The following is a 26,038-nucleotide window of genomic DNA, read 5'->3' as shown; positions in this document are numbered from 1 at the left end:
CAGACGCTCATACTTTACATATTGCCCGTCTAGACCGGGCAACGCGCCAAATAGAGGCCAAAAGCAGAACTGTTTACCCACTCTTCATATCGGCGATCGCCCCACGGGCCATAGAAGCAATGGCCTGGTCGGTTGCCTTGGGCAATTGGTAGTATCGGCCCCCGGCGGTCTTTGCCAATTCTTTACCAAACCCGGTGGAGACAAACTTGCGCTCGGTGTCGATAATCAGGAGCTGATACCCCACCCCGCGAATGCGCCCCGCAATCTCCAGCAGCTCCTGCTTGATGTCGGGCTTGGGGGCGTCGGGCTCCGGCATTTCGCCTAAGGAGCGGGACAGAGGCACGTTGCCGCGACCGTCGGTAATCGCCACAATCACGACGCTGCCCACATCCCCCGACTGCTGGGCGTTGACGCCTACCCGTACCGCCTGGGTCAGGCCGTGGGCCAGGGGCGAGCCGCCGCCGCAGGGCATGCGCTCTAGCCGCCGTCGGGCCATGGCGATCGAGCGGGTGGGGGGCAACAAGACCTCCGCCTGCTCACCCCGAAAGGGAATTAGCGCCACCTGGTCGCGGTTTTGGTAGGCTTCGGTGAGCAGCTCCAGTACGGCCCCCTTGGCCGACTGCATGCGGTTGAGCGCCATCGAACCTGAGGCGTCGACGACAAAAATAATCAGCGATCCGGCCTTGCGGGCCAGGCGCTTGGCGCGAATATCGCCCTGCTCTACAATGACTCGACGGTTGGGTTCGCGATCGCGGCGGGCCTTTTGGTAGGGGGCGGCGGCCCGCAGGGTGGCATCGACCGCAATGCGGCGCACCGGCCCCTGGGGCAAAAAGGGCTTGATATAGCGGCCCCGCTCTTCTGAGAAGATCAGGTTGGCGTTGCCGGATTTGCCCTGGCGACCCATGGTTTGGGCAAACAACAGCATTGACGGGTCAATGATGACGCCCTCGGGGTCAAAGACAAACTCCTCAGGAATGCTGGGGGGGCTGTCGTCCTCGTCGGGGGTGTCGTCGTCCTCCTCTTTATCCTGATCCTGATCTTCTGTATTGTCCTGGGGTTCGTCTTGATCCTGGTTGGAGGGCGGTGGGGGTGGGGGTGGGGGCGGCTCTTCCGGCATGTCCTGGGGCAGTAGAGACCGGGGCACAATTACCAGCTCCACCGCCACCCGCAGGTCGTCGGCACTCACCTCAGCGCGGCCCTCCAGGGCGGCGTGGGCCTTGGCCACCCGCACCGCAAACAGCTCGGCCCGATGCCCCTGAATCCCCCCCCGCAGCGCCTCCGTCACCAGGTACTGAATCTGCTCCCGGCTGATGGTGACCTCCTTGAGCCACTCCCGCGCCAGAATGATCTGGGTTCTGAGGGCGTCGATCTCGTCGGCGTAGGCGGCAATCACCGCCTGGGGATCGTTGGCAAACTGGGTCGACTGCTCCACGGCTGCCACCCGATCTTCAAGGGTCATGGCCCCGTCGGCAGAGAGGGCGATCGCAATGCGATCGAGCAGGTGCTGGCGCAGCGGCCCGGCCTCGGGGTTGTAGGTAGCAATTAGCAGCGGTTCGCAGGGGTGCTGAAAGCTCAGCCCCTCGCGCTCGATCTGGTTGCGGCGGGCGGTGAGGGAGGCCAGCAGCAGGTTAGCCACCTGGTCGTCGAGCAGGTTGATGTCGTCAACGTAGAGCACGCCCCGGTTAGACTCGGCTAGCAGCCCCGGTTGAAACACGCTCTCTCCGGCCTGAATCGAGCGCGCCACATCGACTGAACCCAGCAGCCGATCCTCGGTGACGCCCAGCGGAATTTGCACAAAGGGGGCGGGAATAACGCGGGTGGGCAGGTCGGCAGGATCGGGGGCGKMGYYGRWKSGATYRCKGKWTNNYGRTCNWTYCYWCANKTTKYKKKKYSRWGSRGWMGRCGNNGCAKMMGRRAYCCTSRRWTRYCTCRWKGGNNNGGRGMWGNGARYWRGWGNCANGCGCTCGGGCCATAACCGACTTGGCCGTGCCGCGGCGTCCGGCAATGACAACCCCACCCAGGTTGGGGTCGACCGCCGCCAGCAGCAGGGCCATTTTGATCGCTCCCTGCTCGACCACCGCCGCCAGGGGAAATACAACCGGAATTGGGGAATCTACTGTAGCCGTCATGGCGCAGGCAACGTACTCAGAATGGGCAAGAGGTCAGTCTTTTACCTTATCAGGAATTGCCAAACCCTACCCCTGTCCTGGCCAGGGCCAGACCGAATAGATGGCCCCCGCAGGTAGCCAACCACCCTGCCCGTACCCGCATTGTGTTGCATTATGTTGCAAACGGTTTCCAGCCTCCGTATTTTCCTCAGTCAAAACCTCTACTGAGCCAGCAAAACCTCCGTTATTTCAACATTGGGAAATTACTGACTATCCCCCATGCTATTGAGTAAACCTACTGTTGCCGGGATTGTTCCCCCGGTAATGGCCCCACCCACCGCAATTGTTCCTGCCCTATGAGCGTTTCCCCCCGCCTCGATTCCCTGGCCTCTTTAGCGGCTGTGYCAACCTTAGCCATGGCCTGTAAGCTGCTATTTGACCGCGATCTGTATGCGCCCTGCCACATTCGCGTACCCGATACCGACCAGCGACTGTCGGCTATCTATGTGGACAATCAGTTCTACAGCTTTCTTAAAATTGTGCCGGAGGCGCGCAAGGCAATTGATGTTGTGCTGCGGTTAGGTAAACGAGACAACACCGCAGCGATGACGCTGACTCGCCGGGGCTATGCGGTCTGGGCCCACGAACCCGGCGCGCGCTATGCCCCCCCGACCCGTCAGCCAAACTATGGTATTCGCCCCGTGTTTGGGCCTCAATCCTGCCTGATAGCAGTTGATAAGAGCGCCTACCAGACCTGCCGACTGCAGGTGCCCGATGTTACTAAACCGCTGATGGCGCTAACCTACAACAACCGCTACTACAGCTTTTTTAAGCAAGACACTGACGCGGCTCGGGTACTGGAGATTGCGGCCAAGCTGGCTCGCCGAGGCGACGAAACGCTGCTGGTAATCGAGCCGCCTACGCTGACTCTGGCACTGCTAGAACCCAATGGCCGTATCGTTTAGGGTGATGACGGTAGGCTGTATACAAAAAGATGTGTCGGGGGTAGCGTGATCCTCTAAGGTTGTAGTCTGGAACCTCTTTTGCGCTATCCCTGGTACTGGAACGTTTGCCATGACTGACTCTACCGAAACTGTCACAGTCTTTATTTGTGGTTCGGCCCTGCGCGGTCAGCCCGACAACCAAAATTTGCAGAATGCCGAGTTTGTGGGAGCGACCGAAACGGCTCCCATCTACCGTTTGCACGCGGTGAAAGAGGGCTGGCATCCCGGCATTTACGAGGTTGAAGCCGATGGGATTGCGATTCCGGGGGAGCTGTATGTGATGACGGCGGAGCAGTACGCTTACCTGAAAGACAACGAGCCGCCGCACATGTATCCCCATGAGGTCAAGCTGGTGGATGGGGGAACTGCGATCGCCTTTCTCTACCCCAAAGAACTGATTGATGAGCACAGCTGGCCCGATATTTCGAGCTACGGTGGCTGGGCCGCCTACAAAGCCGCGACAGCGTAAGCAAAAAAATGTCTTTTGGTTAAATAGCTAAGGCGGTTAGGAGTGCCGTTCGCCCCTGGCCGATCTTGCTGGGTTAGCTAAAGTTTTAGGCACTTTTAAGCTCTAGGAAGACCTTAGAGTGTGAACGCTTTTTTGCCTGGCCGATAATGGCGGCATGGGCGTAGCCCTGGCAATGTAGATCAGACAGACAAGCTTGGGCGGCGGCAGCAGGTATAGAGGCAAGCAGCCCGCCTGCAGTCTGAGGGTCAAATAACAGCGGGTAAAGGGGGTGGCTGGATTCAGCAGGATCTATAAATTCGGCGGCGTGGAGGTTTTGGGGCTGGAGAGTACTGGCAATGCCTGCGGCCAAGGTTTTAGCGGCACCCGCTAGAACGGGGAGCGCATCGAGGTTTAGGGTGGCGGCGACCTGAGAAGCGCGCACCATTTCGAGCAGGTGCCCGGCCAGGCCAAAGCCGGTGACATCGGTGCAGGCCGTAGCTCCGTGGGTGCGAAAGATGGCAGCGGCGGCCTGGTTGGGGGTGAGCATGTGGGCGATCGCCGCTTCAATCCACCGACCCTTGGCTTTACCCTGCATGTCGGCGGCAAATAATGTACCCGTGCCCAAGGGCTGAGTGAGAATCAGCACATCGTTGGGCTGCATGCCCCCTTTGCGCAGCAGGGCATCGGGGCTGGCGATGCCGTTGCAGGCAAAACCCAGGGCCAGCTGAGGGCCTACAACGGTGTGGCCACCCACCAGCGGAGTATTAGCGGCCAGCAAACCTTTGTAGGTGCCCGCTAGAATTTGGTAGAGCGTGTCGGCCTGCTTAGCTGGGGTGGCGTAGGGCACCTGCACCAGGGCCAGCACCGTGTGGGGCTGGGCACCCATGGCGTAAAGATCCCCCAGGCAGTGTTTGAGGCAAATCTGGGCAAGGATAAACGGATCGTCGATTAGTGCAGTGAAGTAATCGACGGTCTGCACCATGACCTGCCCTGGCGGCACGGTGACTACGGCTGCATCGTCGGGGGCGTCTAGACCAATTAACACGGCGTCGCTGGCCACCTCGGGAAAGTCTTGGCGTACCCGACGGAGGGCTTCGGTCAGGGCGGTGCTGCCCACCTTAGAGCCGCAGCCTGCGCAGGGCGGCGGTGGCTTGATCGCTGGGGCGGGAGTTTTAGCTGGCGGCATCTGACCGACGGGCAGGTTGCTAAAGCGGGCCATGAATTTGCGATCGATGTGGTCTTTCCAGCGGTGGGCCAGGGGTGACTGGATTGACAAGAGACCGCGATCGGCGATCGCACTGCCGTCGCCGGTTTCGATCAGGCTGAGAAACTGACGCTGGGGGCGAAAGGGTTTGAGCGGCTTGCCCTGCACAGAGCGGCGCAGGTTGTCGGTCAGGGGCGGCCCCTGGCGCACGGCAAACACCCCGGCTTTGGGACGGGGATGGTTCACCATGGTGGCCACGTCGCCCACCGCAAACACGTTGGGGTGAGAGAGGGTTTGCAGGGTATCGCTCACCTGGATAAACCCTTGGTCAGTGAGTGAGAGGCCAGACTCTTGGAGCCATTCGGGGGCGGCGGCGCTGGTGACCCAAAAGACGCGATCGCACTCCACCGCCAGCCCCGATTTTCCTATCACCACCCGCTGATCGCTGCCTTCGTTCAGACGAATTTCCTTGACTTCTTCGCTGAGGTGAAGGTGAATGTGGCGCGATCGCAGCACCCGCTCCAACCGGCGGCGCGTCCACCGATTGCGTTCGGCAGCGAGTTCTTCGCCCCGGTGAAACAGGTGCATCGCTAGGTTAGTCGTTGGTTGGCCCAAGGTATCTAGCAGCCCCAGCAGCCGTTCCTGCAGACCAATGGTTAGCTCCACGCCGCCTACACCACCGCCTACCACCGCTAGGGTGAGTGGTTTTTGAGGATTCGCCGCCACGCTTTCCACCAGGTGTTGCCACTGGCGCAGCAGAGCGGGCACCGGCTTGGCCGCGATCGCATATTCCGCTGCCCCCGGCACCGACAGCGTTGCCGGGGTGCTGCCCGTGTCAACCGACAGCACATCGTAGGCAAGGGGGGGATGGTTGGCGCACAGCACCCGCTGCTGGGCCAGGTCGAGCCCCACCGCGCGATCGACAATCAGGCGGCACTGGGCAAAGCGGGTGAGAGGCCGCAGGTCTATGTGGGCTTCATCAAAGCTGTAGCGCCCGGCCACATAGCTGGGCAGCATGCCCGAGTAGGGCGTGTCGACCAAGTCCGTCAGCAGAGTTAGCCGCACCCCCGGCAGGGGAGCCATACCCCAGCGCCGCAGCACCAGGGCGTGGGTGTGGCCGCCGCCCACTAGCACCACATCTGTTGTCAGGGTTGGTTCAACCTGCATCACGATCTACCGCTACCCATAAACTGCTGCCCCTTGACCTAATGTATGCCCACTGGGGCTAGACTTGCCTATCGCTCGGGTGATGGAGGCGAAAACCTGCCCCGATAAAGTAGTCGATAGGAGCAGAACTTAGGGAGGCTAGTATGCCTTTACATCGACTCAAAGATTACTATCCTGACTACAGCGAAACCCTAGCTGACGGGCAAATGGATAGAATCGGTTCCTATTCTGTCTACGCCCAGGGTGAGGACAAGGTGGGTTCAGCCAAAGACTTACTGGTCGACGACTCCGGTTGTTTTCGCTACTTAGTCGTAGATACCGGACCCTGGATTTTTGGCAAGAGCGTACTGCTGCCCATTGGCCTAGCCCGGTTTGATTACGATCAAAACCGCATCTATGTAGATGATTTGACTAAATCACAGGTTGAACATCTGCCCAAATACAACGACGACATGGTGGTAGACGAACACCACGAAGAGCAAGTTAGGAAGGTGTACCAACCCATTGCTCAGGGTCGTTCTAACCGTCAATTTTTAGGTAACAACTACGGTGCTGACCGGCAAACCCAGGTGGCTGCGGGAGATCTGCGCCGCATGCCGCCGCTTGGCAATACCGGGGCCACTGGCGCAGATGAAGGCGACCTGCGGCGAATGGGGCCTCTGACCGGAAGCGATCGCACCACCGTAGAAAACCGACCAACCGCTGTCCACAACGCTGACATGCCTCAGCACAGCCCCAGCATCTACGACCAGGAAATGAGCTACTACGGCCTCAGCGAAGAAGATAATCACGGCCTTTTGCGTTCTTACGAAGAGCGTTTGATCGCGCGTCGTTATCAATAAAATTAGCCGCGCCTGGAGTAGCTCATAGCGGTTCCTGAATGGAAAATGCTGCACATGCTACAACACTGATTTTCCTTGAGGAAAGGGTAGGGAAAGCCTGCCCAAAGTCTTTTTAAGGGCGGCAGAGTTTTATAACAAAAGTCTGCCGCCCTCGCTCTTCACCTGGTACCCGCCAACCCAGTTGAGCAATTACGATTTTCTTAAAACTCGATGCTGTCGGGGGTGCGGGGGAAGGGGATGACATCGCGGATGTTGCCCATGCCGGTCATAAACTGCACCAGGCGCTCGAAGCCGAGGCCAAAGCCCGCGTGGGGCACTGTGCCAAAGCGGCGCAGGTCGAGGTACCACCAGTAGTCTTCCAGGGGCAAACCCGCCTCGACAATGCGGCGCTCCAGCACGTCGAGGCGCTCCTCTCGCTGGGAGCCGCCAATGATTTCGCCCACCTTGGGGGCTAGCACGTCCATCGCTGCCACGGTCTCGCCGCCGTCATTGAGGCGCATGTAAAAGGCTTTGATGCCGGTGGGGTAGTCGGTGACGATGGTGGGCTTTTTGAACAGGTCTTCCGCTAGATAGCGCTCGTGCTCCGACTGTAGGTCAATGCCCCACTCGACCGGAAACTCAAAGGTTTTGTCGGCTTTCTGCAGCAGCTTCACCGCGTCGGTGTAGGTGATGCGCTCAAAGGTGTTGTTGATAATGTTGTCGGCGGTAGCTAGCACTGTGTTGTCAATGCGATCGTTGAAAAACTCCATATCTTCAGGGCAATGCTCCAGCACCGAGCGGAAGATGTACTTGAGAAATTCTTCCGCCAGGTCCATGTTGCCGATCAGGTCACAAAAGGCTTTTTCCGGCTCCACCATCCAGAACTCGGCCAGGTGGCGGGAGGTATTGGAGTTTTCGGCCCGGAAGGTGGGGCCAAAGGTGTAGACATCGGTAAAGGCCATCGCCATAATTTCGGCTTCGAGCTGGCCGCTGACGGTGAGGTAGGCGGGCTTGCCAAAGAAATCCTGGCTGTAGTCTATGGAACCGTCTTTAGTTTTAGGAGGATTGGCTAAATTCAAACCCGTGACGGCAAACATTTCGCCTGCGCCCTCACAGTCGCTGGCGGTAATGATGGGGGTGTGAATCCAGAGAAAGTTGCGATCGCGAAAGAACTGGTGAATTGCCTGGGCGCAGGCGTTACGCACCCGAAAGACTGCCCCCAGCGTGTTGGTGCGCGACCTGAGGTGCCCCAGCGTGCGCAGGTACTCAAACGAGTGGCGCTTTTTCTGCAGGGGGTAGGTCTCCCCGTCGGCGGTGCCGAATACGGTAATCGAGCTGGCCTGCAGCTCAACCCGCTGGCCCTTACCGGGCGACTCTACCAAAGTGCCGCCAATCTCCACCGAGGAGCCGGTAGTGAGGTCTTTGACCACCGTGTCGTAGTCGGTCATGTCGGCGTTGAGCACCACCTGTAGCCCCACCATCGACGATCCGTCGTTCACCTCCACAAAGGTAATTCCTTTGGCCTCGCGCTTGGTGCGCACCCAGCCCTGGACGGTAGCGGTGTGGCCCGGTTCACCAGCGTGCAAAATGTCTCGAATGCGCGGCATAGTCGTAGGGGGTTCTGTAGTAGGTTGACACAGGTTGTTACCTATTCTGACCCACTGCGGCCCGTCCGGGCATGGCCAGCGGCAACAAACCTCGGGGGGCGATCGCGGGTTTACAGCCTCGGCATGGCTAATCGCCAACAGGGTTGCCTCCTAAACCTGGGGGGAGTGGCGTCTCAAAGTCCCTGGAATGCGAGTCTTTAGAGAGCGACGCGAGGCTATCGCCACTGCAGATCTATGCCTCAAGTCAGCAACACCTGCGCCCAGTTTCCCCAGGGCAGCCTTTAGGGAAGCTGAAAGAACCGGCAAACGTAGTTGTAGCTACAAAAGCCCCCATCCTTTGCCCTTACTATCCAAAGTGCAAATTTCCCTAGGTTTTCACTGTTGGTTGTCGCCAGAGCCTAGAGATTTAGATGACGTCTAGGAGCGAAGAATTGGCGACAACACCCGCAACGGTAATGTCTCTCCACAGAATGGTTACGTGGGCTTTTGGGTTCAAATCTTTCAAAGTTTGTCAGTCTCGGTATCAGTTTGGTGCAGGGTGCTGGATGAGCCTTAAATTTGGCCAGCCGCTCTAGACAGCAACCCAGACCAGCTATATCAGCGACGTTGGGTTTGTCTGAGGGGTTCTTTTAGACCACTAAGACGATAAGCATGACAACCAGAGATTTCCCGTCAAGGGGTTGCCAGTTTCTGCCGTTGTGATGTGGGTTCTCTAAGGCTGTCTAACGGTAAACTTCTCAGGCTTTTCTAATGCCAAAGCAGGGGCGATCGCCCTCGTGTAGCAGCGTTAGTTATCCCTGTTTGGGTGATAAGCGCACGTCTTGTCGGCGGGTTTGGGCCAGCTGGCTACTTGCTTCTTCACAATCTGGCGCAGGAGGTGGGCCTGCCTAGATTGACCAAAATGTTACGCCCCACGGTCATAATGCATTCAATTACTAGGAGATTGTTATGAGTGGAAACGAGCTGCGCGCCCAGGCCATTGCCAGCATTGCTAGCCGTCCTAAGGTGGCGGTAAACACACCAGGGCGGCTCGAAGACCTGTGGGCCAAAGACGTTTTTAGCCTCAGCAAAATGCAGGAGTGTTTGCCCAAGTCGGTATTCAAATCGCTGCAAAAGACCATCACCACCGGGGCTACCCTCGATATGTCGGTGGCCGATGTAGTGGCGGTGGCTATGAAAGACTGGGCCATCTCTAAGGGGGCGCTTTACTACTCCCACATGTTCTACCCGCTCACTAACGCCACCGCCGAGAAGCACGACGGCTTTATTTCAGTACAGAGCGATGGATCGGTGATCTCAGAATTTTCAGGCAAGGTGCTGGTGCAGGGCGAGCCCGATGGGTCAAGCTTCCCCAACGGCGGCATTCGCTCTACCTTTGAGGCCCGGGGCTACACCGCCTGGGATGTGACCAGCCCCGCCTTCGTGATGGAGACCGACAACGGCGTCACTCTCTGCATTCCTACGGTGTTTGTGTCGTGGACTGGGGAAGCGCTGGACAAAAAAACCCCGCTGCTGCGCTCCAACGCCGCCATGAGCAAGGCCGCTACCCGCGTCCTCAAGCTGCTGGGCCACAGCGAGGTAGCCCCGGTCAACTCCAGCTGCGGCGCTGAGCAGGAATATTTCTTGGTCGATGCCAGCTTCGCCACCGTGCGCCCGGATCTTCTGCTGGCGGGCCGCACCCTGTTTGGCAAGTCGCCCGCCAAGGGTCAGCAGTTTGACGACCACTACTTCGGCGCAATTCCTGAGCGCGTGCAGATCTTCATGCAGGATGTGGAGGAAAAGCTCTACCGCCTGGGCATTCCGGCCAAAACTCGCCACAACGAGGTGGCCCCCGGCCAGTTTGAGATCGCCCCCTTCTTTGAGGCCGCCAACGTCGCCAGCGACCACCAGCAGCTGATCATGACCGTGCTGCGCAACACCGCCAAAAAGCACGGCTTTCTGTGCCTGCTGCACGAAAAGCCCTTTGCGGGCATCAACGGCTCGGGCAAGCACGTCAACTGGTCGGTGGGCAACGCCACCCAGGGCAACCTGCTCGACCCCGGCGATACGCCCCACTCTAACGCGCAGTTTCTGGTGTTCTGTGGCGCAGTAATTCGCGGCGTGCACAAGTACGGGCCGCTGATGCGGGCAGTTATTGCCAGCGCCAGCAACGACCACCGACTGGGGGCCAACGAAGCCCCGCCCGCGATTATTTCGATCTACCTGGGCAGCCAGCTGCAGGATGTGTTTGACCAGATCGCCTCGGGGGAAGTCACTGGCTGCCAGGCTAAGGGCGAGATGGATCTGGGGGTGCCCACCCTGCCAAAATTTACTAAGGATGCGGGCGATCGCAACCGCACCTCTCCCTTTGCCTTTACCGGCAACCGGTTTGAGTTTCGCGCGGTGGGCTCGGGTCAGTCGGTCTCGGGGCCGCTGGTGGCGATGAACACCATTTTGGCCGACTCGCTCGACTGGATGGCCGATCAGCTGGAGGCCAAGTTGAACAGCGGCGTAGAGCTCAACGTCGCCATCCACGACATTCTGCGCGATGTGATTCGCGACCACGGGGCCGTGGTGTTTAACGGCAATGGCTACTCCAGTGAGTGGCACGAAATGGCCGTCAACGAGCGGGGCCTGCTCAACCTGCGCACCACCGCCGACGCCCTGCCGGTGCTGCGTGAGCAGTACATCGAAGACCTGTTCTCCAAAGAAAACGTGCTCACTCCGGTAGAGTTGGGCAGCCGCTTTGAGGCCTACTCCGAGCAGTACATTCAGCACATCGAGGTCGAGGCCAAACTGGTAATCAGCATGGCCAAAACCATCATCTACCCCGCTGCCATGCGCTATATGGGCGAACTGGCTAAAACCATCGACAGCCTCAGCGGTATGGGCATTGAGTTTGGCAAAGACAGCGTGGTCAAGGTAGCCGAACTCACCCAGTCGATGATGGCCTCGGTGGGCGAGCTGAGCGATATGATGACCAAACACTTCATGTCGGTAGAAGAGCACATGCAGTTCTGCGCTCAAACCATTCGCCCTCTGATGGACCAGGTGCGGGAGTATGCCGATGTCCTCGAAGGCGAAGTGGCCGACGATCTCTGGCCCCTACCTACCTACCAGGAGATGCTGTTTATCAAGTAGGGGCAAACGGTGGTTTGCCCTCACGAGGGATTTTGCATGGTTAGTTCTGTCCATTGCAAAAATTCTCGTTTCTGATGCCGGGCATGCGTTTAGTTCTTTGAAGCCCTCAGCTATCTCTCTTTCAGAAAGCGGCTGGGGGCTTTATATTGCGTATGGATTGAACTTCTGTTGTGTTTTTAAGACGTCCTTATGCGCTATTCCAGCACGGTCGAGCTTGCTGAAATTGAGCGATGGACTATCAGGGATGGCTTCTCAGAGCCTTACCACAAAGTCATCTTTAGTCTGATCTCAGATGGAATCCCAGCCAGTCAGCTAGTGGTTTGGGTGCACCCGGCCTATCCCGAAGACGATCTCGTTCGCGTGGCTCGTACCTTTGCTTACAGTAGGCTAGATGCCTTGTCAGAAGCTGCAAGGGAAGATGCCTTCTCTGAGGATGAGATTCAGGCACTTTGGGAAAGCGTTAAGCCCAATAACTTTATGGCGCAGTAAAGTTGTTTATGCCTCGCCAATTCCTGCCATTGCCCTGTGAGTAAGACCAACGCCGCCCGCATTCTCGATCGCCTCAAGCTGCCTTACCAGATTTTGGAGTACGAGGTCGACCCCGACGACCTGGCCGCCGAAAGCACCGCCGAGAAGCTGGGCCTGCCGCCGGAGCAGGTATTTAAGACCCTGGTGGCCAAAGGCGATCGCACGGGGGTCTGCCTCGCTGTCATCCCCGGCAGCGCCCAGCTCGATCTAAAGGCCCTGGCGACCCTGGCGGGCGATCGCAAAACCGATACTGTACCGCTCAAAGACGTGCAGCCCCTCACCGGCTACATTCGCGGTGGCGTCACCGCCCTGGGTACTAAAAAAGCCTACCCAGTTTACGTGGATGACTCGATTCTGGCCTTTAAGACCGTGGCGGTATCGGCTGGCAAGCGGGGGCTCATGCTGTGGCTAGCCCCCCAGGATTACTTAGCGGCGACCCAGGGAACTGTCGGTGTCCTGGTCAAGAACCATCCCCAGTGACGTCCTCCTACCCCTATAGAAAAAGGGCATCTCCTTAGAGATGCCCCTTACTGCTCCAGCTACAGCACAAAGCTGAGGTGACGGCAAAAGTTGATTAATAGTCAGTGTTGGCCTTGTTACCACCCATGCATACCAGGCAACCTCTCCGTAGTCGGCTTTCTAAGCATCAGCCTACTCTTCAGTTACCGAGCTGACTCGATGGTTAGGCAGTCGCTAGGCTAACTGGTGCAGCTCATCCTCAAGCTGCTGCAAAAGCTGGTCGTTGCCCTGGGCCCGTGCCACCTCAATGCGATGCTGAATCGATCGCTGAATGTTGACGCGATGGGCCTCTGCGGCCTCCCTCAGCAGCTGCCGCCGGGCCTGCAAACCGCGGCCGGGAGCCACCCGCCCAGCCTGAAAAATCGGCTGACGCTGGGAAGCCGCAACCGGAGGCTGCACTTGCCCGTAGCAATTGGTGCTGTAGGCGACCCCACGGTAAGTGTAATTGCCAATCGGCTGAGTCACCGGCAAATGGCTGACGTAGGAAAACTTGAGGGGACGCCCCCGGTATTGCCCAGTTAGCTCACTCTCACTCACTTCGAGCGACGGTGGATTGTAGTCGTATTCCACACCGCGATAGCAGAGTTTCATATAATGTCTCCTGTTGACCAAGGATTTAACAAACTGCGTAAGCAGGGTGCGTTCCTTCAGGAGTCAGTCTCCTTACTTCCGTCTAGGGCTAGTGGAGCAGCTACCCCACACTTGCCAACAAGATGAACGTCAACGTATTCAACGTATTCTGTATTCAATTTTACCGAATATTCCTGATGTCAACAAGTCATGGCATTTGATTTTCAGTGAATATCTATCCCCAGAAAGAGCTTGCTGAGCAAGGGATTGGGGCGAAGGTAGGGGCGATCGCCCGGCTGCAATTCTTTACGTAGCCGCGCCAATCTTTATCCCCCTTTGCTCAACCTTCAAAGAACAGCAATTTACACTATGCTGAAGATGTAACAGTTACTTAACAACTGTCTGCTACACCTCACGGGGTTTCCCCTCCTATGAAATGCACTATTAACCGTCGGGCGCAGTTTTCTGCCAGTCACCGCTACTGGCTACCAGAGCTTAGCGATGCCGAAAACGCTCGACTGTTTGGCCCCTGCACCAACTTCCCTGGCCACGGCCACAACTACGTGCTCTACGTCGCCATGGAGGGCGACCTCGACGAGTACGGCATGGTGCTCAACCTCTCCGATGTCAAGCACGTGATCAAAAAAGAAGTCACCGCCCAGCTCGATTTCGCCTACCTCAACGAGGTCTGGCCCGAGTTTCAGCACACGCTACCCACCACAGAATTCATCGCCAAGGCAATTTGGGATCGCCTCGCCCCCCACCTGCCCATCGTCAACATTCAGCTTTTTGAACATCCCGAACTCTGGTCCGACTACTCAGGTAACGCCATGGAAGCTTTGCTCACCGTCAGCACCCACTTCAGCGCCGCTCACCGCTTGGCCTCGCCCCGGCTCAGCTACGAGGAAAACTGCGAAATCTACGGCAAGTGCGCCCGCCCCCACGGCCACGGCCACAACTACCACTTAGAGGTCACCGTCAAGGGCCAGATTGACCCCCGCACCGGTATGCTGGTCGACCTAGTTGCGCTGCAGGCTGCGATCGATGAGCACGTAGTCGAGCCCTTTGACCACACCTTCCTCAACAAAGACATCCCCTACTTTGCCGAAGTGGTGCCTACCGCCGAAAACATCGCCGTCCATATTCGCGACTTGCTGCAAGGGCCGATCGCTGAGCTGAGAGCCAGCCTGCACAAGGTAAAGCTGATCGAAAGCCCCAACAATTCCGCCGAAGTCTACGCCTCCGTACCCAGCAATGGGGCTGCGACCACCTCCGCCCCTGAAGAACTGGCGGCTGTGTAGCCTGCACAGGTTAAGCACTTTGCCCCTCTTCTAACCCGGTACCCAGCTCAAGCGGTCTGCTAGGGTTTCCCGCCTCGGCGGGGTGCGCTAGTGCCCTCATAGGTTTCGTAGGCCGCCACAATCCGCTGCACCAGCGGGTGGCGCACTACGTCGGCCTGGTTGAGCTGGCAAAAGTCAATGCCGTTAACCCCCTGCAAGATTTTTTGGGCTACCGCTAGGCCGGAGGTTTGATCGCTGGGCAGGTCGGTTTGGGTGACATCGCCGGTCACCACCATGCGCGATTTAAACCCTAAGCGGGTCAGCACCATCTTCATCTGGCCCGGAGTTGTATTTTGAGCCTCATCCATAATTACAAAAGCGTTGTTGAGGGTGCGACCTCGCATATAGGCTAGGGGAGCCACTTCGATGATGCCGCGCTCCATCAGGTTGGCAATTTTTTCGGGGTCAACCAGCTCGTGGAGCGCGTCGTAGAGGGGGCGCAGGTAGGGGTTGACCTTCTGCTGCAGGTCGCCGGGTAAAAAGCCCAGCCGTTCGCCAGCTTCTACCGCCGGACGGGTGAGAATCAACCGCTCAAACTCGTTGTTGAGCAGAGCCTGCACCCCCACCAGGGTAGCCAGAAAGGTTTTGCCGGTGCCCGCTGGGCCAATACAAAACACCATATCGGTGCTGCGCAGAGCCTTGACGTACCGCTTTTGGCGAAAGGTCTTGGCCCGAATTACCTCACCTCGGCGGGTGCGAGCCACCACATCCTGGTGAATGGCCTGAAGTTCGTCAACGCGATCGGTATCGAGAGCCTGACGAGCCGTCATGATGTCGGCGCTGGTAACGGGCTGGCCCTGGCTCCACAGGGGCTCTAGGGCCTGCACCAACCGCTGGGCCAGAGCAACGCCATTGTCTGTGCCCGCAACAAATAACTCCTGACCGCGCAACACTAGAGATGCTCCAGTTTGGCTAGCCAGGAGTTTGAGGTTTTCGTCGCGGTAACCAGCCAGAGCCAGAGCACCCTCCAGGCTGGGCAATTCAATCTGCAGGGGAGTAGACATCCAAACCAGTTGCCTAACGTTTAGGCTTATGTATAACCATTCTAGGGTTTTGGCCGCAGCTGTGGCTTTGGCTTACCGGGCGATCGCTGCGATGCTGCGGAAGGCCTGCGGTCAGAACCACTGTCTGACTCCGAGGCACCGTAAACATCTACGTAGGCCGACCACCCCGATAGCGCTGCCGTAGCGCGCACGATGGTGCGAATAGCCTGAATATTGCGCCCGCCCCGACCAAAAACCTTCCCTCGCTCATCGCCCTTAAAGGCGATTCTGATCCACACTTTGGCCTGAACTGGGTTTTCTTCGCAATCAATGCGCAACGAGTCGGGCGAGTCTAAAAAGGGCTCTACCAGAAACCGAACCAGACCTGGGAAATCCGGGCTATCCATGTCGGGGGTGGGGGCTAAAGACAGTGAACGATCTAGGCTTCGGCCTTAGCTTCGACCTTGGCTTCAACCTTGTGCCGCTCGAGCAGGTTGGCTTTTTCAAGGATGTGCCGCACGGTTTTGGTGGGCTCAGCACCCTGCTCCAGGCGGCGCGTGATGGCGGGAACGTCCAGTCGAGTTTCGTCAGTGCGAGGGTTGTAAAAGCCAACTTCTTCCAGAGGGCGACCATCACGACGGGCCGCGCTGTTGATGACCACGATGCGGTAGCTGACTTCCCGCTTTTTACCGAAACGCTTGAGTCGAAGCTTAATCATAGGGTTTAGAGCAACAATCGTAAGGGTGAAAGAGTTCTCAAATGGATGATGACGAGACAGCCAAACTGAATCCACAAGTTTCTAATCCTAGCATTAGAAACCCCTGACAGCAACGGATCGGCCAAAAGACAGGTTTCGGTGCAGCTCTAGGTCTGGTGAGCTGCACCCTGCCAATTTGCCCCAGGCTTTTGGTCTAGTGCTTGGAGTTTGACACATTGGGCTAGGCGTTGGGCGAGCCCTAATCTTTGTATCTGGTCTTTGTGCCCTAGTCTTCGTGATCGTCGAAGGGGTCAGCCAGCTGTTTGGAGGGCGGCCCAAAAGACATGTAAACTGAGTAACCGGTAACGGCAACGAGCACGGTCGCGACAGAAATGATAAGAACTGTTGCAGGTTCCATAGGATTTATGAGAATAAGAAACCACTCCATCCTATAATATTACGAACTATAAAGTGTTGATTGTGGAAGGATCCATGGCACAACGGACTTGGTTAGGAGACGTGTTGAAGCCCCTCAATTCTGAGTACGGCAAGGTTGCTCCCGGTTGGGGCACCACCCCTGTGATGGCCGTTTTCATCGGTCTGTTCTTCGTGTTTTTGCTGATTATTTTGCAGCTTTACAATTCTTCCATCGTGCTAGACAGCTTTGATGTTGACTGGCGCAGCGTAGGTCTCTAGGGATTTAGAGGGCTGAGCCTTGATGGTTTGGCACTGACCTGTGCAATCAAAATTTGGATTTAGATCCAGAATTTACCTGTCTGAGGCTGGCGTAGACCCTTGACTACCCGGCCTCTTTTGCCATTTCATGCATAACAGCAGTAGTTCACGCAAATTGCCCTTGGGGTTGGCCTATGAACGTTTTTGGTGTGGGTTTGCCAGAGATGGCGCTGATTTTAGTGCTAGCACTGCTGGTGTTTGGCCCTAAAAAGCTGCCTGAGATTGGCCGCAGCTTGGGTAAGGCAATTAAGGGTTTTCAGGATGCCTCGCGGGAGTTTGAGGAGGAGTTTAAGAAGGAAGCTCAGCAGATCGAAAAAGCTGTCACTACGCCCATGAAGGCGACGCTAGAGCCAGAGTCGCAAAAGGTGCTAACACCTCCGGACGCCGCCGCTGACGCCGAACTCACCGTAGCCGAGACCCCGGTGGAGGTCAGCGATACCAACGGCAGCAGTCCCGAGGAGTCGGCTGAAACCAATTCTCCTACGTAAGGTTGACTGGGGCCGTTGCGCTATGGCTGAAGCATTATCTCCCCCTACCCCCTGCCTGATTGTCGGGCTGGGAAACCCGGGGGACAAGTACGCGGGCACCCGCCACAACATTGGCTTTGATGTGGTCGATCGCCTTTCCAAAACTTGGGCTATCGCTCTTAAGCAAGAGCGACGATTTCAGGCGGAATACGGGGCGGGCTTTGGCCCCCGCCATGAGAAGGTGTACTTGCTCAAACCCCTCACCTACATGAACCGCTCGGGTCAGTCGATGCGGGCGGCGCTAGACTGGCTGAAGCTGTCTCCAGCCCAGGTGCTGGTGGTTTACGACGACATGGATCTGCCGGTGGGTCGGCTGCGGCTGCGGCTATCGGGGTCAGCCGGAGGGCATAACGGCATGAAGTCGGCGATCGCCCATCTGGGCACCCAAGATTTTCCTCGCCTGCGGGTTGGCATTGGGGCAAGCGATCGCGGCAGCGATGGGGCCGTTGTCTCCCACGTGCTGGGTAACTTCTCAAAAGCTGAGCGTACCACCATGGATGCCGTAGTTGATACAGCTCTGCGGGCGCTGGAAAAGGCCACCACCGACGGGGTCGAAAAAGCGATGAACCTCTACAACCCCGTCGACTTGAGCGGCAGCTAAACCTTTTGGGCTATACAAAAAGCTCAGCGCCTCCTACCAAATCCGAATCACGGTTGAGTCAAACCTGCTCAGTGGCGTGCCGATCCGAGATAGGGCTTCCTAGGGCGATCGCTGGTTGTCAGCCGCGCCCGAATGGTCAGGCTATAGTGCCGTAGGTGCCGTATATTGGGCAAACCGATTTTGATAGGTTTGCATCATCGAGTCATCGTTTAAGAACAGCTCTAGGCGAACGTTGCTACACCGCTTTAGCAATGCCATTTCCAGACCTAGGAGCACCTGAATTGCTGTTTCAGACGACTCAAACTGGTGAACTGTGGCTTTTAGGCCCGTCTGCTGCTTGAGAAAAATGTAAACTCTAATTTTTTCGCAGTGGTCATCTAGGGTTTGGGCCGCTTCCAGAAAGTTGACGGCATCGCGAATAGTGCTTAAGTTGCCGATCGCGGTTAGATCGTGGGTGTGAGACTCTATGCCAGCGTCGGGGCTAGGGTTAGAGCCAGAACCAGAGGCGATCGCATTGCCCAGCAGGCGGGGTTCGCCTAACTTAAGCTCGACTAGCGGCTCGCCCTCGCCAATTCTTTCAACAACTAGCTTTTCTCGCCGAATTGGAACTTCTACTATTTCTGTCTCGACTACGCGGCGCACGCTAATCTCACCGACTTTAACGCGTCTGCGGTTAACAACTAACCGTTCTTCAACCAGCTGAATAGTTTTGCCGACATTAGAGATTAGCTGTTGACGATCGGCATTGACCGTCACCGTTTTTCGTTCGGCATCAATGCCCTTGATTTGGCTATTATCAATAGTTACTTCAGCCCCAGCCTGTCCTTCATTAATAGGCTGCACGACCAGGGAAAAATCACCTCCTGCGAGGGGATTCACTCTAGTGACCGTCCCAATTAGAGAGCCAGAGCGATCGAGTACAGAACCGTTAATCAATTGATGTTCAGGCATAGCAGCTACAGAGAGAATCTAAACAATTTAATTTAAGGATGGGGCACTGCTGCTGCAATGCCCCATGAGGCTTAAAAACCAGAAAGACTAGGCCAGAAGATCTGACCCAAATCTTTCTAAGGTTTTATCGATTGACTCTGGGATTGCCGTCAGTGTCAATGTCTAGTTCTTCACGACGCACCTGATCCCGTAGCCGCACAGTTTCCTGCTCGGTTTCTTTACGGATGTTGACCTCTTCTCGGACGAAAGCCTGCTTCTCAGCAGTAACTTCATCCTCGTAAACTTCCATCCGCGCTACCTCTTGGTTTTCAAAGGCGTGATCAGCAGCGACCGCAGGCTGGCCGGTGACATCATGTCTTTCGATCACGACGCGCTCTTTGGTAATCGGTTCAGAAACTTCGGCAGTTTCGGTTCTGATTTGCTTACCAACGCGCACTTCACCCACTTTGTTGTGGCTGCGGTGGGCAACTAAGCGCTCTTCAAACAAACGGATAGGACCGTGGTTATCTTGGTCGCTCAAACCGTAGTAGTTGGGTTCGCGATCGTAGATGCTGGCGCTGGTGGCCTGAGTGTTCGTGGCGCGAACTGCCGCATTGCTCTCTAGGGGACGCATGGACTGCTTATCGGCATCCAGGGCGGTCATGCTGCTGGCATCGTTAGGCGTAGCATAGTTGTTGCCTAGGAATTGACGATTAGAACGGCCTTGGGCGAGCGGCTTGTACTGCCCGCGCACCTGGTCTTCATAGCGATCGTCAACAACGGTGTTCTCGTTGTACTCAGGCAGATTTTCCACTTGAGATTTAGACAACCCGTTTACATAAATGCGGGTCTTGTTGTAGTCGAAGTTGGCCAGACCAATGGGCAGCAAAACATTTTTGCCGAAGATCCACGGACCCGTATCAACGACTACATAGCGGAAACGACCTGAGTCATCCACCAGCAAATCCTTGGCGGTGCCTACTCGCTCTTCACCTTGAGTGTAGATGGAGTATGAATCGAGATCACCCATCTGCCCATCGGCTAGGGTTTCGCGATAGTTAGGGTAGTAATCTTTGAGTCTATGTAAAGGCATAAAAAAGCCTCCTTTAGTTCGTCTTTGTAAAGCATAAGAAGATAACTTCAGTGCCTCATCGTCCAATAGACGGGCAGAAGCAACCCCAATAGGCATAGCTTTGAGCTGTTTCTATATCAACCAAATATTTAAAGATTTGTAAACATAGTGATCAGCCTATCTTTACCATTGATAGAGATTCTGTAAACCTACTATTCCTGAATGATTGCCTGTATCTTTACCTACGCGGAATACTGAATAGACATGGCGATTCAAGTTGAATCGTAAAAAGATTAGGCGCTTGCCTGTGCAGACTAAACGCAGGCTCCAAGCGTTTTCGTAAGCTAGATCTAAGATTGCGATCGCTCGCTAGGAGTTTGGTTCAAGCGAGAACTGGAGGTCAGGGGCTGACATCGATTAACGCTAGCTATTGGCGATAGCTACACGACGGATCGCTGCCCCAGTTCTACGGTTAGTCGTTGAACTGGGGCAGCGAACTGGCTAAAGCTATAGAACGGTTGAGTCAGTAATTGCGCTGAACCTGACCTAAGTCCAGCTGGGGAGGTTGAGCCCGACCTTCTGGGGCGTGATCGCGCCCCAGAAACACATCCATAGAGACAAAAAACGGGCCGCTGGGCTCAAGCCCCTGAGTGGGGGGTCTGACGCCTCAACAGCCCGGTTTTGGATGGATGCTAGGCGGCCGCTAGCCCTCGGTGGCGCAGCAGCGCTTGAGTGCTAGGCTCACGGCCCCGAAAGGCTTTGAACACCTCCATGGGGTGACGGCTACCGCCTAGGGCCAGCACGGTGTCGCGGAAGCGGTGCCCAGTTTCTGCGATCGCCGCCTCGTCATTTAGCCCGGCTTCCTCAAAGGCCGCGAAGGCATCGGCGCTCAGCACCTCAGCCCAGAAGTAGCTGTAGTAGCCTGCCGCATATCCCCCCGCAAAAATATGGGTGAAGGCACACAAAAAGGCATCCTCTGGCAAGGGCTTGAGAATGGATGACTGCTCGGCAATGCGCTGACTGACCTGCCGCACCGTTTCATCGCTGCCCGGACGGTAGCGGTGGTGGAGCTCGATATCGGTCCAGCCAAAGCGGACCTGACGCAGAATGGCGCTGCCGGTCATAAAGGTGCGAGCGGCAACAATCTTTTGGTACAGGTCTTCGGGCAGCAGTTCGCCGGTATCGACGTGGCGAGCCAGGGTGAGCAGGGTGTCGCGGTGGTAGCACCAGTTCTCCATAAACTGGCTGGGCAGCTCAACCGCATCCCACTCCACGTTGCTAATGCCGGCGGCACCCGTGTAGTCTACCTGGGTCAGCATGTGCTGCAGGCCGTGGCCAAACTCGTGGAACAGGGTTTCTACATCGCGGAAGGTCATCAGGCTCGGCTGGCCATCGACCGGGGGAGCTTGGTTGCAGACCAGGTAGGCCACCGGCAGCCGCACCTGCCCGTTAATTTTGCCCCGGTTGATGCAGTCATCCATCCAGGCTCCACCGCGCTTTTCGGCGGGGCGGCTGTAGGGGTCGAGRTMGAAGTGGGCGATCGGGTCGCCGCTGCCGTTGAGCACCTGAAAGTAGCGCACATCGGCGTGCCACACGGGCGCTTCGCCGTCGGCAGGGGCAATGGTGMCATCAAAAATGCGGTTGGCCAGGGCAAATAGACCGTCAAGCACCTGGGGCAGCGGGAAGTAGGGGCGCAGTTCTTCGTCGTTAAGGCCGTACTTTTCTTCGCGAATGCGCTCGGCCCAGAAGGCCGTATCCCAGTGGGTGAGGCTGTCGGCTTCGGCGGCACCTTTGGCGCGGGCAAAGGCTTTGAGCTCGTCCAGCTCCTTGACGGCAGTGTCGTAGCTGGCGACCCGCAGCTCGCCCATCAGCTTTTCGATCGCCTCCACTGAAGGAGCCATTTTGCGGGCCAGGCTGAGGTCGGCATAGGTGGCGTAACCCAGCAGATTGGCCATTTCGTGGCGCAGTCCCAAAATTTTCTCAATGTTGGGGCTGTTGTCGAGATCGCCCTCGGAGGCGCGGGTGACAAAGGCGCGGTAGAGCTGCTCGCGCAGGTCGCGGCGGCGGCTGTGCTGCATAAACGGCCCAAAGCTGGGGTAGTCGAGGGTAATGCGCCAGGGACCCGCGCCAGGGGTCGCACTCTCGTCGCCGGCATCGCGGGCTAGCTGGGCGGCTAAAGCCAGCAGGCTGGGCGGCAGGCCGTCGATCTCCTCAGGGGTGGTGAGGGTAAGGCTAAAGGCTTTGGTGGCATCGAGCACGTTGTTCGAGAACTTGGTGGTGAGCTCGGCCAGGGACTGCTGAATTTCGTTGAAGCGCTCTTTTTCTGCCCCCTCTAGACCTACCCCAGACAGCTCAGCTTCGCGAATTGAGGACTCGACAATCCGCTGCTGAGCGGGGTCGAAGCTTTCCCACTGACGGCTGGCGCGCAGCTGCTTAAAAGCTTCGTAGAGGGGCTTGCTCTGGCCCAGACGGGTGGCAAACTGCACCAGGGCAGGCTGCACCTCTTCGTAGGCAGCCCGCAGCTCAGGGCTATTTTTCACCCCCATTAAATGGCCGACAATACCCCAGCTCCAGCCCAGACGCTCTTCGATATGGGTTAGGGGCTCTACCAGGCCATCCCAGGTGGGGGTGACCTGGGCTTCGAGGGTTTCTAAGTCGGTGGTGAGGTCGTCAATCAGGGCGGTAATGCCGGGGACAACGTGGGCGGGGTCGATGCTGTCGAAGGGAGGTAGACCTGCACCAATGAGAAGAGGGTTTTGCAGAGTGGTAGCTGTCATAGTCACAGAATCAATTTGAGGTAGAAGGGTACGAAAACAATAAAACTGTCTGGGCCGGAGCGATCGCCCCAAAGCCCCAGGGCCAGTGGTTCAGCGACGAGGATTGGCGTAGGTAGTCAATTTAGTCGAAGTCATTATGAGTTCACTTTATACTGTATCGTAATTTGCTATGTGCCGCACTCTTTGAGGGGCAGGCTGTCAATTACCATAGCCTTTATTTGAAAACTGATCCGATTTCTGTCGAGGCCTGGGCATTGTCTGAGGGATTGATGCTAAATAGCTCGTTTCGGCGGATTATTACGGGAATTGTCTTTTTCTCGCTGACGGTGGTGGTAGCGGTGACGGGCTATATGGCGGCGGGCTGGAATTTCCTCGACGCCATCTACATGGTCGTGATCACCATTTTTGGGGTGGGCTATGGCGAAGTACAACCCCTGACCTCGCCGCCCCTGAAAGTGTTTACAATTTTTGTGATTGTGGCCGGGGCGCTGTCGGTGGCCTACACCGTCTCGGGTTTCGTGCAGATGATTACCGAAGGGGAGATCCATCGAGCCCTCCATGTAAAACGCATGACTAAAGAAATTGCCGACTTAGAGGACCACGTGATTATTTGCGGCTTTGGTCGCATTGGCCAGCTGGTGGCCCGCAAGCTAAAGCGCGATCGCCAGCCATTTATCATTGTCGATAACGACATGGAACGAGTAGCCCTAGCCAAGGAGCAGGGCTATCTCATTTATCAGGGCAACGCCACCGACGAGGCTGCCCTAGAGGCCGCGGGTATTCTTCGGGCCAGGTCGCTGGCCACGGTGCTGCCCAACGATGCCGCCAATGTATTCATTACCCTGACGGCGCGGGAGATGAACCCCAATTTGATGATTTTGGCTCGGGGTGAAATGCCCTCTACCGAGAAAAAGCTGCGGCTGGCGGGGGCTAACCACGTGGTGCTGCCCGCCAGCATTAGCGCTCTGCGCATGGCCCACCTGATCAGTCATCCGTCAGCGGTGGACTTTTTGTCGCAGACTGATGGCCAGCACGGGCTGAATGAGTTTTTGGCGGAGCTAGATATTCAGCTCAATGAGCTGGTAATTGATGCTACCTCACCATTGATTGGCGGCACCATTGGCGACATTGAACTCAAGGGCCAGGGCACGTTTATCACCGTGGCCCTGCGCCGAGCCGATGGTGAGGTGATCATTCACCCCAGCCGAGCCACCTATCTGGCCCTAGGCGACTCAGTAATTTTGATGGGCCACCAGGGGGATATGCCTAACTTCGCCCAGCAGAACGCGATCAAGAAGGAGATGCGGTATCGGGGAGCGAGGTTGCGGTAGGGCGACTTTGGATTAGGGATTTTGGATTCAGACCCACTGTCTAAAATTCAAAATCGCTAGCCTTTGTCAGGAATCGAGACGGTAACGGCGGCGATCGCCACGTACATATCATCGTTTTTGTCGTCAAGCTCAGGGATAGCGCGACCGGCCACGACCATGCCGCCTTCCTTGAGCACCAGGGTCTTTTGGCCAAAGGGCAGCACCGCCAGCACCTCATCCTGCCGCACCTGTTCGGGAAAGGGGACGGCGACCTGCACTTCGACCAGCATTTCGCTGGGGTGGCTGAGGTCGGCAACTTCCCAGACGCCGGGGAGGGCATTGTGAGCGATCGCATTGCGCACCGCTCTCGCCGCCGCCACGGTGGGGTCTTGGCCGTGCTGATCGACGCCCATTCCCATTTCAATAATTAGTCGCTTATGGGTCACGGTCAGTCCTTCCCAGCAGAGATTTGTAAATAACATGGTACAGCCCGCTGTTACACCCCTCCTGGAGGAGGGGTAACAGCGGGCTAACGTTGGACTATGAGCGCGCGATGGACTGCGCCAACGGCAACTCCTTACTCTAGAACTCAGCCGGTAGGTCTAGCATGACCCGCCTACCCGTCTGGGACAGGTCGCTACGCTCTCAACCAACCCCACAGGAGTTTCCGCTGTGGGTACTGAGACCATCGGTATTACCGTAGTGGACGAAACCACCGCCACCCACAACAACTTGGAGAGGGGGCTAAAGGACGAACCCATTGCCCTATGGGGAGTGAAACTGCACATCTTGCCCCACGGCTATCGGTCTAATCTCAAAACCCATATGCCGATGGTTTGAGGCGATCGCCTCAGCTAGGTCGTGCCTAGCTGAGACATTAAGGAATAGCCTAGTAGCCGAAAGGTATGGCCAATAGGCATAGCATGACTAACCTATTCGTCTGTGATACTTGAGTTCTGTAACGACAGACGCTTTAAGGAGTCTCACCGTGGGTACCGAACAAGAACAACAACTAGGCTCGCTCGTCATTATTGGTGGCGCAGAAGACAAAGAAGGCGACTGCCTTGTGCTGAGAGAATTTCTTCGCGCTGCCGGGGGTGTCAATGCCCGCGTTGCTGTCATGACCGCTGCCACCAGCCTGCCTGGCGAAGTTGGGGACGAATATATCCGCGTGTTTGAGCGGCTCGGAGCCGAGTCAGTAGAAGTTGTGCACACCGAGCGCCGGGAAGACGCTGAGCGGGAAGACGGCATTCGCAAGGTCTCTGAAGCCACCGGCATTTTCTTCACCGGGGGCGACCAGTCCAGAATTGTTGACTATGTCAAAGATACGCCCTTGGGCAAGGCCATTCGCGAGCGCCGTGCCGCTGGGGCGGTGATTGGCGGTACCAGCGCCGGGGCCGCGATGATGCCCGACGAAATGATTGTGGGCGGTGCCTCGGTGTCGAACCCCAGTGTTGACGCGGTGGAAATGGGACCAGGTATGGGCTTTTTACCGGGCATTGTAGTCGATCAGCATTTTGCCCAGCGGGGCCGCCTGGGGCGTCTGCTGGCGGCGCTGGTGCTGCAGCCAGCGGTGCTGGGTTTGGGCATTGACGAAAACACCGGCATTATCGTGACCGGGGACGAATTTACCGTGATTGGCCAGGGAACCGTCACCGTGGTCGATGAAACCAGCGCTACTCACAACAACCTGGAGGGGCTACTCAACGACGAACCCATTGCCCTATGCGGGGTCAAGCTGCATATTTTGCCCCAGGGTTACCGGTTCAACCTCAAGACCCATACGCCAATCGTGTAGTCGTTATACCAAGTCCGAGTTCAAAAACCCCGAATCAAAACGGGCATTCCGTAGGGGCAAACGGTTGTTTGCCCTCAGCCAATCGGGGGTAGGTAACCAGGATTTGGTATTAGGCGATAAGTTGTGAGACCCAGCCCTCAAACGTACCGTTTGCCCCTCGAATCCCTCAGCT

Annotated in this window: 25 protein-coding genes and 1 riboswitch; of the genes, 13 read left to right on the top strand and 12 right to left on the bottom strand. The window is 57.1% G+C overall.

Going from position 1 to position 26,038, the window contains the following annotated elements; translation table 11 throughout:
- Positions 1-73 precede the first annotated feature (73 nt).
- A complete protein-coding gene (bchD, locus tag IQ265_RS14320) occupies positions 74-1,795 on the bottom strand; it encodes a magnesium chelatase ATPase subunit D (protein ID WP_347404965.1) in 1,722 nt (573 codons plus the stop codon).
- A gap of 669 nt (positions 1,796-2,464) precedes the next feature.
- Here bchD and IQ265_RS14315 point away from each other — a divergent pair.
- Entirely contained in the window at positions 2,465-3,073 is a 609-nt protein-coding gene (locus IQ265_RS14315) for a hypothetical protein (RefSeq protein ID WP_194054725.1), read from the top strand.
- Positions 3,074-3,182: 109 nt separating this feature from the next.
- Complete coding sequence (locus tag IQ265_RS14310; RefSeq protein ID WP_194054723.1) at positions 3,183-3,581, top strand: gamma-glutamylcyclotransferase; 399 nt, start codon at positions 3,183-3,185, stop codon at positions 3,579-3,581.
- An 85-nt stretch (positions 3,582-3,666) separates the two neighbouring features.
- On the opposite strand, the gene selD is transcribed toward IQ265_RS14310, so the two are convergent.
- The gene (gene selD / locus IQ265_RS14305) at positions 3,667-5,931 is read right to left on the bottom strand and encodes a selenide, water dikinase SelD (protein ID WP_194054713.1); all 2,265 of its coding nucleotides are present in this window, start codon (positions 5,929-5,931) and stop codon (positions 3,667-3,669) included.
- Between the two features lie 143 nt (positions 5,932-6,074).
- Here selD and IQ265_RS14300 point away from each other — a divergent pair, with 143 nt between their 5' ends.
- A complete protein-coding gene (locus tag IQ265_RS14300) occupies positions 6,075-6,773 on the top strand; it encodes a PRC-barrel domain-containing protein (protein WP_194054711.1) in 699 nt (232 codons plus the stop codon).
- A gap of 200 nt (positions 6,774-6,973) precedes the next feature.
- On the opposite strand, the gene asnS is transcribed toward IQ265_RS14300, so the two are convergent.
- Positions 6,974-8,359 carry an asparagine--tRNA ligase gene (gene asnS / locus IQ265_RS14295; protein ID WP_194054709.1) on the bottom strand — a complete coding sequence of 462 codons (1,386 nt, stop codon included), beginning with the start codon at positions 8,357-8,359 and terminating at the stop codon, positions 6,974-6,976.
- A 948-nt stretch (positions 8,360-9,307) separates the two neighbouring features.
- Between asnS and IQ265_RS14290 the strand changes: the two genes are divergently transcribed.
- The 3 genes from IQ265_RS14290 (at position 9,308) to ybaK (ending at position 12,487) form a co-directional block, all read left to right on the top strand.
- Complete coding sequence (locus IQ265_RS14290) at positions 9,308-11,479, top strand: glutamine synthetase III (protein WP_194054707.1); 2,172 nt, start codon at positions 9,308-9,310, stop codon at positions 11,477-11,479.
- Between the two features lie 189 nt (positions 11,480-11,668).
- The gene (locus IQ265_RS14285; protein ID WP_194054706.1) at positions 11,669-11,968 is read left to right on the top strand and encodes a hypothetical protein; all 300 of its coding nucleotides are present in this window, start codon (positions 11,669-11,671) and stop codon (positions 11,966-11,968) included.
- A gap of 36 nt (positions 11,969-12,004) precedes the next feature.
- Positions 12,005-12,487: a Cys-tRNA(Pro) deacylase gene (gene ybaK, locus IQ265_RS14280; RefSeq protein WP_194054705.1), complete on the top strand. Its 483-nt coding sequence runs from the start codon at positions 12,005-12,007 to the stop codon at positions 12,485-12,487.
- Between the two features lie 213 nt (positions 12,488-12,700).
- Here the strand turns inward: ybaK and IQ265_RS14275 are convergent, their stop codons facing one another.
- Positions 12,701-13,117: a DUF4278 domain-containing protein gene (locus tag IQ265_RS14275; RefSeq protein ID WP_194054704.1), complete on the bottom strand. Its 417-nt coding sequence runs from the start codon at positions 13,115-13,117 to the stop codon at positions 12,701-12,703.
- Positions 13,118-13,162: 45 nt separating this feature from the next.
- Positions 13,163-13,248: riboswitch (Glutamine riboswitch) on the bottom strand.
- A 279-nt stretch (positions 13,249-13,527) separates the two neighbouring features.
- On the opposite strand from IQ265_RS14275, the gene IQ265_RS14270 reads away from it, so the two are divergent.
- On the top strand, positions 13,528-14,397 hold the full coding sequence (locus IQ265_RS14270) for a 6-carboxytetrahydropterin synthase (RefSeq protein ID WP_194054703.1): 870 nt from the start codon (positions 13,528-13,530) through the stop codon (positions 14,395-14,397).
- Between the two features lie 59 nt (positions 14,398-14,456).
- On the opposite strand, the gene IQ265_RS14265 is transcribed toward IQ265_RS14270, so the two are convergent.
- From IQ265_RS14265 to psbN, 4 genes are all read right to left on the bottom strand, one after another.
- Positions 14,457-15,440 carry a PhoH family protein gene (locus tag IQ265_RS14265; protein WP_194054702.1) on the bottom strand — a complete coding sequence of 328 codons (984 nt, stop codon included), beginning with the start codon at positions 15,438-15,440 and terminating at the stop codon, positions 14,457-14,459.
- A gap of 41 nt (positions 15,441-15,481) precedes the next feature.
- Positions 15,482-15,826, bottom strand: coding sequence for a KH domain-containing protein (locus IQ265_RS14260; RefSeq protein WP_194054701.1), 345 nt, complete (start codon positions 15,824-15,826; stop codon positions 15,482-15,484).
- A 32-nt stretch (positions 15,827-15,858) separates the two neighbouring features.
- Positions 15,859-16,137: a 30S ribosomal protein S16 gene (gene rpsP, locus IQ265_RS14255; protein WP_194054699.1), complete on the bottom strand. Its 279-nt coding sequence runs from the start codon at positions 16,135-16,137 to the stop codon at positions 15,859-15,861.
- A 265-nt stretch (positions 16,138-16,402) separates the two neighbouring features.
- Positions 16,403-16,534 (bottom strand): photosystem II reaction center protein PsbN, encoded by a 132-nt coding sequence (gene psbN, locus IQ265_RS14250; protein ID WP_040697336.1) that lies wholly within the window; start codon positions 16,532-16,534, stop codon positions 16,403-16,405.
- Between the two features lie 74 nt (positions 16,535-16,608).
- Here psbN and psbH point away from each other — a divergent pair, with 74 nt between their 5' ends.
- From psbH to pth, 3 genes are all read left to right on the top strand, one after another.
- Positions 16,609-16,812, top strand: a complete 204-nt coding sequence (gene psbH / locus IQ265_RS14245) for a photosystem II reaction center protein PsbH (protein ID WP_194054697.1) — start codon at positions 16,609-16,611, stop codon at positions 16,810-16,812.
- Between the two features lie 173 nt (positions 16,813-16,985).
- Entirely contained in the window at positions 16,986-17,339 is a 354-nt protein-coding gene (locus IQ265_RS14240; protein WP_194054695.1) for a TatA/E family twin arginine-targeting protein translocase, read from the top strand.
- A gap of 22 nt (positions 17,340-17,361) precedes the next feature.
- Positions 17,362-17,979, top strand: coding sequence for an aminoacyl-tRNA hydrolase (gene pth / locus IQ265_RS14235; protein ID WP_194054693.1), 618 nt, complete (start codon positions 17,362-17,364; stop codon positions 17,977-17,979).
- A gap of 141 nt (positions 17,980-18,120) precedes the next feature.
- Here the strand turns inward: pth and IQ265_RS14230 are convergent, their stop codons facing one another.
- The 3 genes from IQ265_RS14230 to IQ265_RS14220 form a co-directional block, all read right to left on the bottom strand.
- Positions 18,121-18,930: a YsnF/AvaK domain-containing protein gene (locus tag IQ265_RS14230; RefSeq protein ID WP_194054691.1), complete on the bottom strand. Its 810-nt coding sequence runs from the start codon at positions 18,928-18,930 to the stop codon at positions 18,121-18,123.
- Between the two features lie 124 nt (positions 18,931-19,054).
- On the bottom strand, positions 19,055-20,002 hold the full coding sequence (locus tag IQ265_RS14225) for a DUF2382 domain-containing protein (protein WP_194054689.1): 948 nt from the start codon (positions 20,000-20,002) through the stop codon (positions 19,055-19,057).
- Positions 20,003-20,673: 671 nt separating this feature from the next.
- Positions 20,674-22,758 carry a M3 family metallopeptidase gene (locus tag IQ265_RS14220; RefSeq protein ID WP_194054687.1) on the bottom strand — a complete coding sequence of 695 codons (2,085 nt, stop codon included), beginning with the start codon at positions 22,756-22,758 and terminating at the stop codon, positions 20,674-20,676.
- Between the two features lie 269 nt (positions 22,759-23,027).
- Between IQ265_RS14220 and IQ265_RS14215 the strand changes: the two genes are divergently transcribed.
- A complete protein-coding gene (locus IQ265_RS14215) occupies positions 23,028-24,089 on the top strand; it encodes a potassium channel protein (RefSeq protein ID WP_194054685.1) in 1,062 nt (353 codons plus the stop codon).
- Positions 24,090-24,145: 56 nt separating this feature from the next.
- Here the strand turns inward: IQ265_RS14215 and IQ265_RS14210 are convergent, their stop codons facing one another.
- Positions 24,146-24,514, bottom strand: a complete 369-nt coding sequence (locus IQ265_RS14210; RefSeq protein ID WP_194054684.1) for a Lin0512 family protein — start codon at positions 24,512-24,514, stop codon at positions 24,146-24,148.
- Between the two features lie 226 nt (positions 24,515-24,740).
- On the opposite strand from IQ265_RS14210, the gene IQ265_RS14205 reads away from it, so the two are divergent.
- Positions 24,741-24,908 carry a hypothetical protein gene (locus tag IQ265_RS14205; RefSeq protein ID WP_228037888.1) on the top strand — a complete coding sequence of 56 codons (168 nt, stop codon included), beginning with the start codon at positions 24,741-24,743 and terminating at the stop codon, positions 24,906-24,908.
- Between the two features lie 148 nt (positions 24,909-25,056).
- A complete protein-coding gene (locus IQ265_RS14200) occupies positions 25,057-25,866 on the top strand; it encodes a cyanophycinase (protein ID WP_194054683.1) in 810 nt (269 codons plus the stop codon).
- Positions 25,867-26,038 lie beyond the last annotated feature (172 nt).

Source organism: Nodosilinea sp. LEGE 06152 (assembly GCF_015207525.1).
GTDB lineage: Bacteria > Cyanobacteriota > Cyanobacteriia > Phormidesmidales > Phormidesmidaceae > Nodosilinea.
The sequence above is the reverse complement of the archived record's forward strand: the minus strand, read 5'-3'. Positions and strand labels throughout refer to the sequence as shown.

What these genes read in the sequence shown, in the direction of transcription:
- IQ265_RS14290 (WP_194054707.1), top strand. Translation starts at nt 9,308, where the DNA reads ATGAGTGGAAACGAGCTGCGCGCCCAGGCCATTGCCAGCATTGCTAGC.
- rpsP (WP_194054699.1), bottom strand. Translation starts at nt 16,137, where the DNA reads ATGATTAAGCTTCGACTCAAGCGTTTCGGTAAAAAGCGGGAAGTCAGC.
- psbN (WP_040697336.1), bottom strand. Translation starts at nt 16,534, where the DNA reads ATGGAACCTGCAACAGTTCTTATCATTTCTGTCGCGACCGTGCTCGTT.
- selD (WP_194054713.1), bottom strand. Translation starts at nt 5,931, where the DNA reads ATGCAGGTTGAACCAACCCTGACAACAGATGTGGTGCTAGTGGGCGGC.
- IQ265_RS14310 (WP_194054723.1), top strand. Translation starts at nt 3,183, where the DNA reads ATGACTGACTCTACCGAAACTGTCACAGTCTTTATTTGTGGTTCGGCC.
- IQ265_RS14285 (WP_194054706.1), top strand. Translation starts at nt 11,669, where the DNA reads ATGCGCTATTCCAGCACGGTCGAGCTTGCTGAAATTGAGCGATGGACT.
- IQ265_RS14215 (WP_194054685.1), top strand. Translation starts at nt 23,028, where the DNA reads ATGCTAAATAGCTCGTTTCGGCGGATTATTACGGGAATTGTCTTTTTC.
- IQ265_RS14300 (WP_194054711.1), top strand. Translation starts at nt 6,075, where the DNA reads ATGCCTTTACATCGACTCAAAGATTACTATCCTGACTACAGCGAAACC.
- IQ265_RS14260 (WP_194054701.1), bottom strand. Translation starts at nt 15,826, where the DNA reads ATGGATAGCCCGGATTTCCCAGGTCTGGTTCGGTTTCTGGTAGAGCCC.
- IQ265_RS14275 (WP_194054704.1), bottom strand. Translation starts at nt 13,117, where the DNA reads ATGAAACTCTGCTATCGCGGTGTGGAATACGACTACAATCCACCGTCG.
- IQ265_RS14270 (WP_194054703.1), top strand. Translation starts at nt 13,528, where the DNA reads ATGAAATGCACTATTAACCGTCGGGCGCAGTTTTCTGCCAGTCACCGC.
- IQ265_RS14240 (WP_194054695.1), top strand. Translation starts at nt 16,986, where the DNA reads ATGAACGTTTTTGGTGTGGGTTTGCCAGAGATGGCGCTGATTTTAGTG.
- IQ265_RS14225 (WP_194054689.1), bottom strand. Translation starts at nt 20,002, where the DNA reads ATGCCTTTACATAGACTCAAAGATTACTACCCTAACTATCGCGAAACC.
- IQ265_RS14230 (WP_194054691.1), bottom strand. Translation starts at nt 18,930, where the DNA reads ATGCCTGAACATCAATTGATTAACGGTTCTGTACTCGATCGCTCTGGC.
- pth (WP_194054693.1), top strand. Translation starts at nt 17,362, where the DNA reads ATGGCTGAAGCATTATCTCCCCCTACCCCCTGCCTGATTGTCGGGCTG.
- asnS (WP_194054709.1), bottom strand. Translation starts at nt 8,359, where the DNA reads ATGCCGCGCATTCGAGACATTTTGCACGCTGGTGAACCGGGCCACACC.
- psbH (WP_194054697.1), top strand. Translation starts at nt 16,609, where the DNA reads ATGGCACAACGGACTTGGTTAGGAGACGTGTTGAAGCCCCTCAATTCT.
- IQ265_RS14265 (WP_194054702.1), bottom strand. Translation starts at nt 15,440, where the DNA reads ATGTCTACTCCCCTGCAGATTGAATTGCCCAGCCTGGAGGGTGCTCTG.